General features: G+C 68.7%; 11 protein-coding genes. 9 read left to right on the forward strand and 2 right to left on the reverse strand.

Annotated elements, in window-relative coordinates; genetic code table 11:
* The first annotated feature begins 45 nt into the window (after positions 1-45).
* Genes QSK05_RS20210 through QSK05_RS20230 form a run of 5 tightly spaced genes read left to right on the forward strand, consistent with a single transcriptional unit; the run spans position 46 to position 5,022 of the window.
* A complete protein-coding gene (locus QSK05_RS20210) occupies positions 46-1,926 on the forward strand; it encodes a PatA/PatG family cyanobactin maturation protease (RefSeq protein WP_285598817.1) in 1,881 nt (626 codons plus the stop codon).
* Positions 1,927-2,127 (forward strand): cyanobactin biosynthesis system PatB/AcyB/McaB family protein, encoded by a 201-nt coding sequence (locus QSK05_RS20215; RefSeq protein WP_285598818.1) that lies wholly within the window; start codon positions 1,927-1,929, stop codon positions 2,125-2,127. It abuts the gene before it with no gap.
* Positions 2,124-2,351, forward strand: a complete 228-nt coding sequence (locus QSK05_RS20220) for a hypothetical protein (protein ID WP_285598819.1) — start codon at positions 2,124-2,126, stop codon at positions 2,349-2,351. The genes QSK05_RS20215 and QSK05_RS20220 overlap by 4 nt, the downstream gene beginning before the upstream one ends.
* A 14-nt stretch (positions 2,352-2,365) precedes the next feature.
* Positions 2,366-4,189 (forward strand): cyanobactin maturation protease PatG family protein, encoded by a 1,824-nt coding sequence (locus tag QSK05_RS20225; protein ID WP_285598820.1) that lies wholly within the window; start codon positions 2,366-2,368, stop codon positions 4,187-4,189.
* On the forward strand, positions 4,189-5,022 hold the full coding sequence (locus tag QSK05_RS20230; RefSeq protein WP_285598821.1) for an SAM-dependent methyltransferase: 834 nt from the start codon (positions 4,189-4,191) through the stop codon (positions 5,020-5,022). The genes QSK05_RS20225 and QSK05_RS20230 overlap by 1 nt, the downstream gene beginning before the upstream one ends.
* Positions 5,023-5,122: 100 nt before the next feature.
* On the opposite strand, the gene QSK05_RS20235 is transcribed toward QSK05_RS20230, so the two are convergent.
* Positions 5,123-6,289, reverse strand: coding sequence for an FAD-dependent oxidoreductase (locus QSK05_RS20235; protein ID WP_285598822.1), 1,167 nt, complete (start codon positions 6,287-6,289; stop codon positions 5,123-5,125).
* Positions 6,290-6,362: 73 nt separating this feature from the next.
* On the opposite strand from QSK05_RS20235, the gene QSK05_RS20240 reads away from it, so the two are divergent.
* The 4 genes from QSK05_RS20240 (at position 6,363) to QSK05_RS20255 (ending at position 10,745) form a co-directional block, all read left to right on the forward strand.
* Positions 6,363-6,980: a TetR family transcriptional regulator gene (locus QSK05_RS20240; protein ID WP_285598823.1), complete on the forward strand. Its 618-nt coding sequence runs from the start codon at positions 6,363-6,365 to the stop codon at positions 6,978-6,980.
* Positions 6,981-7,024: 44 nt separating this feature from the next.
* Positions 7,025-8,590, forward strand: coding sequence for an MDR family MFS transporter (locus QSK05_RS20245; protein ID WP_285598824.1), 1,566 nt, complete (start codon positions 7,025-7,027; stop codon positions 8,588-8,590).
* A gap of 468 nt (positions 8,591-9,058) precedes the next feature.
* The gene (locus QSK05_RS20250) at positions 9,059-9,463 is read left to right on the forward strand and encodes a hypothetical protein (protein WP_285598825.1); all 405 of its coding nucleotides are present in this window, start codon (positions 9,059-9,061) and stop codon (positions 9,461-9,463) included.
* Between the two features lie 433 nt (positions 9,464-9,896).
* Positions 9,897-10,745: a sugar nucleotide-binding protein gene (locus QSK05_RS20255; RefSeq protein WP_285598826.1), complete on the forward strand. Its 849-nt coding sequence runs from the start codon at positions 9,897-9,899 to the stop codon at positions 10,743-10,745.
* Between the two features lie 27 nt (positions 10,746-10,772).
* On the opposite strand, the gene QSK05_RS20260 is transcribed toward QSK05_RS20255, so the two are convergent.
* Complete coding sequence (locus tag QSK05_RS20260; RefSeq protein WP_285598827.1) at positions 10,773-11,336, reverse strand: dihydrofolate reductase family protein; 564 nt, start codon at positions 11,334-11,336, stop codon at positions 10,773-10,775.
* Between the last annotated feature and the right edge of the window lie 78 nt (positions 11,337-11,414).

Below are 11,414 nucleotides of genomic sequence, written 5' to 3' on the forward strand. Positions count from 1 at the left end.
ATCGGCCCGGAAGGCGCTCCGGGACAACCTCGTCCGGAGCAAAGCATGACCGATCTGAACCGCATCCCCGGCCTGGCGCGGCTACGTGGCAGAACGACCGGTGACGATCGCATCCGCATCGCACTGATCGACGGCCCGGTCGACCGTGAGCACCTGGCGCTGTCCGGAGCCCGGCTGGACGTGCTGACCGGCGTCTGGGCCGCCGAATCCGCCGACAGTCGGCCGGGCGCCCATGGAACTGCCGTGGCCAGCATCATTTTCGGGCAGCCGGACACACAGGTCGTCGGGGTGGCACCCGGTTGCCGGGGACTGTCGGTGCCGGCCTTCTCGGCCCGGAGGGAGAAGACCTCGCAACTCGAGCTGGCCAGAGGCATCGAGCTGGCGGTGGAGTCCGGTGCCCACGTGATCAACATCAGCGGCGGGCAGCTCAGCTCCAGCGGTGAGGCCGACGATCCGCTCGGTCGCGCTGTGCGGCTGTGCGCTCAGGAGAATGTGCTCGTGATCGCGGCCGCCGGGAACGACGGCTGTGCCTGCCAGCATGTTCCCGCTTCACTCCCGTCGGTACTCGCGGTGGGTGCCCTGGACGAGTCGGGGCGGCCCCTCCCGATGAGCAACTGGGGGCCCGCGTACCGGGAACAAGGTCTGATGGCGCCCGGTGAGAACCTCCTGACCGCCGTGCCCGGCGGTGGAACCGCCCGCCGTACCGGCACCAGCCTGGCCGCTCCGGTGGTGGCCGGGGTGGCCGCTCTGCTGCTCTGCGAGCAACTGCGCCTGAAGGCGCGTCCTGATCCCCTGGGGGTGCGCCGGATTCTCCTGGAATCGGCACGACCTTGCCAGTCCCACGGAAACGAAGACTGCGAGCGCTATCTCGCCGGCGTTCTCGATATCGAAGGAGCACTGACCGCCTTGACCACCGAGCTTTCCGCCCCCGTCGTCCTGACCCCTCCTGTGATCCCGTCCCTGCAACCGGAGTCTGTTGTTCTCAGCGGTGGTGACGATTGTGGTTGCCCGGCCGCGCCATCGGCCCCGGCGCCGCAGGTCTCCGTGCCGCAGGTCACCTTGTCGGCCGCTCCCGAGGAGCCGGGCAGTCACCTGGTCTATGCCCTGGGCACACTCGGTTACGACTTCGGTTCCGAGGCCCGCAGGGACTCGTTCAAGCAGCTCATGGCCCCGGTGCTGATCGAGGGCGTCGCGGTTCCGGCGAACCCGTACGACGCCCGGCAGATGGTCGATCACCTGCGGGCCAACCCGTCCGAGGCGAATGCGCTGATCTGGACGCTGAATCTCGAGCTGACGCCGATCTATGCGCTGGAGCCGTCGGGGCCCTACGCCGCAGACATCTACGATCTGCTGATTCGGTTGCTGGCCGGGGAGGTCGACGCGCAGGAGGCGGACGACTTCATCGAGCGGGTGGCCGTGCCGGGGGTGATGTCCGGGCAGACGGCGAAGTTGTTCTCCGGTCAGGTGGTTCCGCTGCTGGACCTGAAGCAGCGTCGCGGGCTGTACGGCTGGGAGGTCAACCGTCTGGTGGCGGGGGCCACCCAGATCGCGGTGAGTCAGCCCGGTGAGACCGCGCCGCCGGAGGCGGTGGCCACGAGCCTGCGGGACTTCCTGAGCCGGATCTATTACGACCTGCGTAATCTGGGGGCCACGTCTCGGGATCGGGCGCTGAATTTCGCGGCCACCAATGCGTTCCAGGCGGCTCAGACATTCGCGAGTGCTCTGGCGATGGGTCAGGTGCTGGACTCGATCGCGGTGGAGAAGAGCCCGTTCGGGCGGCAGGACAGTGACTGCTGGGACGTGCGGTTGCGGTTCTTCGACCCGGAGAACAGCCGCCGGGCCAAGCGGGTGTTCCGGTTCACGATCGACGTGAGTGATGTGCAGCCGGTGACCCTCGGCGAGGTCCGTTCCTGGCCGGAGGCCTAGATGATTCCGAAATCCTTTTTCCCGCCGCAGGTTGCGCCGGTGTACCGGCCGTCGTTCGTGGAGCCGCACCGTTGTGTCGATGTCGAGCACGGTACCCCGGAGCAGCGGGTGGCCATGCGCATGCGTCTGATGCACGGCGCCAATTTCAACGATCCGCAGTACTTCGCCTATCCCAGCTACCAGCGGATGAAGGTGTCATGAATCCTCCTCGCCGCAAGGCACCCCGCAAGCCGGAACCGACACCACCGGTGCGTACGTCGTCCTTCATCGGCCGCCCGGTCACCCCGCGCCCGGTCGCCCTGATCACCGATCACCATCTCGACAGTGGTCTGGTCGACTACGGGATGTGGGTCGAGCGGTGTGAGGGAGAAGGGACTATCGCACCGGGGCCGGACGCGACGCGCCGTGGCCGGATCTGGTCCTGACATGAGGGGGAGTTGTGCCCGCTCTGGCTGAGATTCCCGGGATGCGGGAGCTGTGGGCCGCGACGAGGGGGGATGCCGGGATCCGGATCGGGGTGGTCGAAGGGCGGCCGGATCTGGGGCATCCGGCCTTCGCCGGTGCCGACCTCAGGGTGGTCGAACCGGTCTGGTTGCCGGCCATCCCGACGGACGAACTACTGGCTGAGCACGGAACCTTCGTCGCGTCACAGATTTTCGGGCAGGGAGACGAGCCGGTTCCGGGGGTGGCGCCGGGTTGCCGGGGGATCATCGTGCCGGCCCTGCCGAACACGGCGACGGTGGCGGATCCGCTGAACCTGGTGCACGCAGTCGATGCGCTGCTTGATGCCGGGGTGCACGTGATCCACTTCAGTCCCGTGCTGGCGACCTCGTCGGGTGAGGCGGCCGACCTGCTGCGGCGGTCGATGGCCAAGGCCGAGGAGGCCGGGGTGCTGGTGGTGGTGCCGGCGGGTAACAACTACGGCGAGCTGCAGCAGATTCCGGCGGTCATCCCGACGGTGCTGACGGTGGGGGCGGTGGACGACGAGGGCCGGATGTTCCGGTTCAGCAATTTCGGGCCTGGATATCGTGACCACGGCATCGTGGCGCCGGGTGGCAACATGCTCGGGGCCACGCCGGGTGGTGGCCGGCGCACCGAGAAGGGCACCAGCGTCTCGACTCCCGTGGTCACCGGAGTGGCGGCCCTGCTGATCGGCCTGCAGCGCCGGCACGGTCTGGCCGTCGATCCGCTGGCGGTGCGCGATGCTCTGATCGCCACAGCCAGGCCGCTTCCGGCGGCGAGCTGTCACGGTGAGCCCGAGCGGGGGTTGTCGGGGTTGCTCGACATCCGCGGCGCCCTGCGCCGGGTGCTCGCCGGTCATGAGGTGCTGGCGTCAATGGTGGACGTCGTTGAGCCTGCGTTGGACGCGGTCACTCTCGCTTCGGTGGAGTCGGTCGAGGTGGAGTCGGTCGGGGTGGAGCCTGTTTTCGCCCTCGGCGCCCTCGGGTACGACTTCGGGACGGTGGCCCGGAAAGAGGTTTTCGCCCAGCGGATGGCTGCGGTGCGCACCGGGCGCACCCTGTTCCCGGCCCAGCCGGATGATGTCCGGCAGATGGTGCGGCATCTGCGGGACAATCCCACGCAGTCGGGTTCGCTGATCTGGACGCTGAGTCTGGAGTCGACTCCGCTGTACGCGGTCGAGGTGGCCGACGCCTTTGCGCCGGAGGTGTATGCGCGGCTCGTCGACCTGCTCGAGGGACAGTTCGTCCGTGGCGCGGGTCAGGTGGAGCGGGTGGCCGTCGCGGCCCGCTCGACCGGGCGGTGGGCGCAACTGATCTCCGGGCAGATGGTTGCGGTGATCGAGCTGGAACTGCCCCGCCATCTGAACGGCTGGGCGGCGGGCCCTCTGGCGGCCGAAGCCGTCGGGCAGGCCGGGCTGGTGGATCAGGTCGGGGCCCTCACGGTGCCGGCCTTGCGCGACTTCCTGCACCGGATCTGCCTCGATCTGCGCAACCGCGGGGCCACGGCGTCTGAGCGGGCCCTGAACTTCGCTGCCACCAGCGTCTTCGCGGCAGCGGAGGTGTTCTCGCAGGCCTCTGCCCTCGGGCTGGTCCTGGACCGCACGACCGTCGAGGAGAGCCCTTTCGGCCGGGCGGATCAGGTCTGCCGGGACGTGTGCCTGAGTTTCTTCGACCCGGAGAACGGCCGGAGGGCCGGGAGGGTCTTCCGCCTGAGCGTCGACGTCACCGACGTGCAGCCGGTCGCGTTGGGCCCGGTGCGCAGCTGGGCCCGGGATCTGTCATCGAGTGAGAGGGAATCGTGATGCAGCACAACGGTGAGATCGAGGTCGCGTGGGACATGTCCGTGCCCGATGCGGACATCTACCTGGTCGGGTACGGTAACCGGCTGCCCAACGACTTCACCCTGGAGATGCTGGCCATTCTGAAGAACTGCACGCGGGTGTTCGGGGTGCCGCCGCTGCGGGCGCCGGGTTTCGGTATCCCGGAGATGGAGAACCTGATGGTGCACTACGGGCCGGACAAGAAGCGCCGCATCACGTACTCCGAGTGGCTGGATCGGATTCTCGATGCCGCGCAGGCCGATGCGCCGGTGGCCTTCGCGACCTACGGCAGCGCGATGGTCGGTACCTGGGTGGCGCACCGGATCCTTGAGGAGGCTCCCCGACGCGGCCTGAAGGTGCATGTCAGCAATGCGGTCTCGTTCCTCGACGGGATGTTCGCCGACCTCAACCTCGAGCCCTTCTACGGCTTCTCGATGTGGGAGGCCACCAGCTTCGTCACCCTCGGCATCACCCCCGACACCCGCGCCCACCTGGTGCTGCCCCAGGCCCCGATGTTCCAGGTGCACGAGGGCCTCGACCCGCAGACCCACACGCTGCGGCACAGCACGACGGTCACGGAACTACGGGACCATCTACTGAAGTTCTACCCGCCCGGCCACGAGGTGACCTACATCCAGGCCGCCTCCGGCACCGGCACCCACAACGACGAACCCGTCATCGAGCGCATGCGCCTGGCCGAACTCGACCACGGCGGCCGTAGCCAGGGCGCGACCCTGCTGGTGCCGGGACTGAGCAGGCCGCGAGCGCTGGACTTCGAGTCGGCCACCGCGGTGCCGGAGCAGGCCGCGGGCTGAGGCTGCACCCATCCCCCATCATCGTGATCATGCAAGGTGTCCCCGGAGTTCTCGAACACACCCGCCGAGAGTTCTGGAACGCTGGGGACACTTGGCATGATCACGAGGAAGTGGGGGTGGGGGTGAGGGGCGCGTTCCAGTCCATCTGGCGCAGGAGCTCGGTGTCCTGCGAGGTGGGGGAGGTGGGGGACTGCGCGGGTGGGGGTGTGCCGCGGCCGGTCATCGCGGCGCTGGCCTCCATGTTGCGCTGGGTGCGGGGCATCCGCACACGTTCGAACAACGTGATGGCCTGGTTCACGGAATCGCTGTCGCGCAATGCTTTCGCCAGCACCACGGCGTCTTCGAAGGCCATCGACGCGCCCTGGCCGGTGGCCGGGGAGGCGGCGTGCGCGGCGTCGCCGGTCAGCAGCAGACGTCCTCGCGACCAGGTGGTCACGTCGGGCAGGTCGCTGGTATTCGTCACCAGGAGGTCGTCGGTGGCCTCGACGATGTCGGCGGTGGGGGTGCTGTCCCATCGCAGTGCCTCCAGCAGTTCATGGCGTAAAGCCGCAGTTGCCGGGCCGGTTTCGGTCACGGCCGCGGCGCTCTGGCGGGCGAACCAGAAGGTCTCGCCGGCGGGGGAGACGGCGTAACCGAACGAGGCGGCCTGACCCCGCACCATGGTGATCCGGCCCGGCGCCGTGGGTGGCTGCGCGGTGGAGGTGTAGCCGTAGAAGACCCGCTGCCCGGCGTAGCGCGGCGTGGCAGCCTGAGGGTCGACGATCCGGCGCACCCGGGAGTTGATCCCGTCGGCCCCCAGCAACAGGTCGGCGGTGATCCGGGAGCCGTCCGCGAACGAGGCGGTGACGCCCGATGCGTCTTGGATGGCCGAAACAAACGTTGCGTCGTGCCGCAGAGGGATACCCCGCCGCACCGCCTCGGCCTGCAGGGCCGAAGTCAGCGCGCTCCAGCGCAGGCAGCGGAAACGGTACAGCGGATGATCGGGCTCGCCCATCGGGCGGGTCGTGAGCGGGACGCCGTCGGCGCCCAGGGCGCTCAGTTCGGTGAGGTCGAAGCCCACCTCGGAGATGACCGTGGCGGCATCGATCGCGTCCAGCGCCCGCATCCCGTTGCCGGCCAGTGTGAGGAACGCGCCGAGGTCACCGGCCGAGCCCGGATGTGCCTCGCACACGGTGACCGAGATCCCGGCCTTGTGCAGGGCCAGCGCGGCGGAGGTGCCGGCGATACCGCCCCCGATGACGACGACGTGCGCGGTGTGTCCAGTCACGAAGGCCGAGCCTAGCCAAGGCCCCCGCACTGCGCAGCATGCAGAACTTGCACGGTGTGCAATACTGCTGGACATGACGGCGAACGAGGGAGACCTGCGCTCCCGGCGGCGGAAGGCCACGGCGCGCGACATTCACCTGGCCACGCTGCGGCTGGCGGTCGAGCACGGCTTCGACCACGTCACCGTCGACATGATCAGCGCCGCGGCCGGGGTGTCGCGGCGCACGTTCTTCAACTACTTCCCGACCAAGGAGGCCGCGGTCATCGCCGGGCCGCGCACCGTGCCCGACGACGCGCTGGCGCAGTTCCTGGCCTCCCCGCAGAAGGATCCGCCCCAGGTCCTGCGCGATCTGACCCGGCTGCTGCTGCGGGAACTGGAACTGAACCAGCCCGACCGGGACGAGCTGCGCCAGGTGATGGCCCTGGCCGCCGCGTATCCGTCCGTACTGGCCACCCTCCTGGCCAGTTTCGACACGTTCGAGCAGTTCGTCGCCACCACCGTGGCCCAGCGGCTGGGCGCCGAGCCCGGTGACGAGACCGCGACCCTGATCGCGGCCGTCGGCTTGGCTGCCATGCGCACCGGCCTGCAGCGCTGGGCGCACGGGCCCGCCTCCGAGTCCTCCCCGCAGGTCTCACCGCTCATACAGGTCGAGCACACGCTCACGCTGCTGCACGGCTTTCTCATCCCCTAGGCGCGACGGCGCGCCCGATCACCGAAGACCCCCGGAGTTGCCCCATGGCTGAACCGATCCCAGCCTCCCGAACGTCCTACGAAGGCCCCACCAGCGTCCCCGCCAACTTCTGGGTCATCTTCAGCGGCCTGATGCTGACGATGCTGCTGTCCGCGCTCGACCAGACCATCGTCAGCACCGCGCTGCCCACGATCGTCGGTGAGCTCGAGGGCGTGCAGCACATGGCCTGGGTGACCACCGCGTACATCCTGGCCGCCACCATCGCCATGCCGGTCTACGGACGCATCGGTGACCTGGTCGGCCGCAAGACCCTGTTCCTGTCGGGTATCGCGATCTTCCTGGTCGGCTCCACCATTGCCGGTCTCTCGCAAGACATGACGATGCTCATCATCGGCCGCGGCATCCAGGGCCTGGGCGGCGGTGGCCTGATGATCACCTCACAGGCGATCATCGCCGACCTGGTGCCGGCCCGTCAGCGCGCCAAGTACATGGCGCCGATCGGCGCGGTCTTCGGTCTGTCCTCGGTCGCCGGCCCGCTGCTGGGCGGCTGGTTCACCGACAGCATCGGCTGGCGCTACGCGTTCTGGATCAACCTGCCGCTGGGCGGCCTGGCGCTGATCGTGTGTGCCATCGTGCTGAAGCTACCCAAGCACAAGGCCACCGCCAAGCTCGACGTCATCGGCTTCGTGCTGATGGCCGCCGCCGTCACCGCGACCGTGCTGGTCGCCGACTGGGGCGGCACCGAGTACGACTGGACCGACCCGCTGGTCATCGGCACCGGCATCGGCGGCGTGCTGGCCTGGATCCTGTTCTTCGTCTGGGAGAGCCGCACCAGCGACCCGCTGATCCCGCTCTACCTGTTCCGCAGCCGCATCTTCAACATGGCCACGCTGATCGGCATGATCGTCATCGGCGTCGGGATGTTCGCGATCATCGGCTATCTGCCCACCTACCTGCAGATGGTCTACGGCGTCAGCGCCACCGAGTCCGGCCTGCTGTTGATCCCGATGGTCGTCGGCATCATGTCCGCGGCCATCCCCTCGGGCAACGCGATCAGCCGCACCGGCAAGTACCGGATGTACCCCATCGGCGGCGTCGCGCTGGTCATGCTGGCGGCCCTGCTGATGTCCACGCTGAGCGTCGACACCCCCGTCGCGCTGATCTGCGTCTACGTCTTCGTGCTGGGCGCCGGCCTCGGCCTGATGATGCAGACCCTGGTTCTGGCCGTGCAGAACGACTTCCCGGCCTCCGACGTGGGCACCGCCACCTCCTCGAACAACTTCTTCCGGGAGATCGGCGCCACCCTCGGCATCGCCGGGGTCGGCGCGGTGTTCACCAGCCGGCTCACCGACCAGCTCGCCACCCGTCTGGACGCCTCGTCCGCCCAGTCCGTCGGCAACACCGACGCACTCACCCCGGCCCTGGTCCACGCTCTGCCCCAGGCTGCGCAGGACGCCGTGATCGCGTCCTACCAGCACGCGCTCACACCCGTGTTCCTCTACCTGATCCCGCTGTTCGCGGTAGGCCTGGTGCTGGCCTTCCTGCTGCCGGAGAAGGAACTGGCCGACGGTCACGCGGCCGAGTCGCCGGCGGATCCGGTCACGGTGTAGAACCAGCCCGACCATGCAGGACGCCCGTGGAGACTCGAGTCTCCACGGGCGTCCTCCATTTTGCGGTTCCGTCAGGACCCGCGAACTCAAGCCGAAGCGGTCCCTCACCGATGGCCAAAGTTCACCTGCCGGCCATCATCGAGGGGAAGCCATGGCGAAGAAGAAGGACACCAAGGGCAAGAAGAAGGACGCCAAGGCGAAGAAGGGCAAGAAGGGCAAGAAGAAGTCCGGCAAGAAGAAGTAGGGCGGACGACCACGGCCCCTCCGTCGGGGTCGTGGTCATCTCTTCGACCGACGGTGCTGACCGTGCTGACGGGGCCGGCAACGCGCGCACGCATCTGGGTGATCATGAAGTGACGCAGGGGAGTGTCACGCAGACCACGCCCGATTGTGCCCGTTTCGTCGAACCTGTGAACGCCGCACGCCGTTGCTATCAGTGCCCCTGTAAGCCTGATGAGGAGTCGTGTGATGCCCGGCACGAGTGCCGCAACCGTCGAACAGCTTGCTGCGTTCACGGTCCTGGTCAACGAGCACAACCTGTTGCCCATCACCGACAGACCCACCCTCTACGTCGACGGCCTCGACCCCGCGCTCGCCGCCCGCTACGGCACGGTCGTGGCCGCCCCCACCCAGGCCCAGGTGGCCCTGGTGCGACTGAAGTACCGCACCGGTGACGACCTGGCCGCCCACGAGCTGGACCGGATCACCGACATCGCCGAGACCACCACCACGGTCGTCGACATCAGCCTGGAACGACCCGCGCTGCTCAGCCCGATGATCAGCGAGGTGAAAGCGTTGCTGGTGAGCTCGGACATGAACGACGAGATTTTCCTGGACGCGGTTTTCGGCCGGCGTGACCTACTGGGCCTCTGAAGCTCGGGCTATGAGCTGGGCCACTGCGAACCGGCCCGACCGTTGCACCGCGCCCACGTCTGTCGCGCGCCCACTTCTGTCCCGCGCTCGCGGCTGCGCCGGTGGGCGCCCGGCGGCGCAAGCACGAGGTCGCTCGCTGCTCTCGCCGGCCCTACCTCTGGGCAGCAGACCTTTCCCGGTGTGTACACCTGGTACATCCGGTACCGGATGTACCAGGTGTACACACCGTGGGCGGGGGCTCAACCACATCGATCAGGGGTGCCGCGGCGACATCGCTGCGATGGCCCATCCTTCGCTGCGATCATTCCGATGCCGGGCTGCCGGGCTGCCGGGCTGGGGGGTTGCGGGGCTGGGCCCAGCTCTGCCGAAGTGGGCCGGACTGGGCCGAAGTGGGCTGAGTCAGCTGGGAGTGGGCCTGGCCTATCCTTCAGCCGTGGACCTTCTCGTCATCGGCGGCAGTGGATATCTCGGCCGGGAGATCGTCCGTCTCGCCCTGGGGGCGGGGAGGGACGTGACGGCCACCTTCCACCGCCGTCCGGGTACTGAACCGGCAGCCACCTGGCGGGCCCTGGACATCTGCCGGCGTGACGAGGTGGACGCACTGGTCCGTGACGTGCGGCCCCGGACCGTGGTGAACGCGGCCTACCTTCAGGCGGACTGGGACACCACCGCAGCCGGAGCGATGCACGTGGCCGCGGCGTCGGCCGGGGCGGGAGCTCGTCTGGTGCATGTCTCCAGCGACGCGATCTTCTCCGGCGCCGCGGACTCCTACGCCGAGAACGCCCGCCCCGATCCGGTGAGCGCTTACGGTGCGGCCAAGGCCGCCGCCGAGGTGGCCGTCGCCGGACTGGACCCGAGCGCCGTGGTGGCCAGGACGTCCCTCATTGTGGGTGGCGGTGACTCGCCCACCGAACAGTTCACCCACGCGCTGGCCGCCGGCACGACGACGGGTGTGCTCTTCACCGACGACGTGCGCTGCGCCGTGCACGTCACCGACCTGGCCACCGCCCTGCTGGAGTTGGCAGCGCGAACTGGTGCGGGCGTCCATCATCTGGCCGGCACCGATGCGGTGAGCCGGCACGAGCTGGGAACCCTGATCGCCCGCCGCGACGGGCTCGACCCCGCACTGCTGCCCACCGGCCGCCGGGCCGACTCCGGTGTGGCCGGCCCGCTGGACGTGCGCCTGGACAGCACCTCCACCCAGGCGAAACTCACGACCCGGTTGCGGGGCGCACGAGAGTTCCTGAGGCGCAGCCCATCAGGAGAGAAGCCGGCCCGGTGAGGTGAAGAGCTCCTGGCCCGCGCACCTTCAGCGCCTCGTCGCGTACTGGGTGACCATCACCCCGCCGGGAAGCGGCTGCGTCTGGATCAGGTTCAGGTTCACCCAGCCGTCCAGCGCGGTGAAGAACGGTGTGCCGCCGCCGACCAGCACCGGATGGGTGACGAGTGTGTACTCGTCGATCAGCCCGGCCCGCATGGCGGCCGCGGCCAGCGTGGCACCTCCCACCCGGATCGGTTCGCCGTCCCCGGCCTTGAGCCGGGTGATCTCCGCGACCGCGTCATCCGTAGTCAGGCGGGTGTTCCAGTCGACCTTCTCGATCGTCGAGGAGAACACCACCTTGGGGGTGTCCCGCCAGTTCCGGGCGAACGCGATCTGCGTGGAGGTGGCGTCGGGCTGCTGGTCGCGGGTCGGCCAGTAGGAACTCATGGCCTCCCACAGCTTGCGCCCGTACAGGAACAGGCCGATGGCCTGCTCCTGCTCCAGCCACCACTGGAACATCTCGTTGCTCGGCGTGCTCCAGCCGAGGTTGTCGCCGGGCGCGGCGATGTAGCCGTCCAGTGACACGTTCATGCCGTAGGTCAGTTTCCGCATCGCCCCATGCCCTTCCTCAGCCGGTGCCGGGATCTTAGGCCCGCTCCGGCAGCAGGGTGAGGACGCACGGTTCCGGCG

Source organism: Kineosporia sp. NBRC 101731, from assembly GCF_030269305.1.
Classification (GTDB): domain Bacteria; phylum Actinomycetota; class Actinomycetes; order Actinomycetales; family Kineosporiaceae; genus Kineosporia.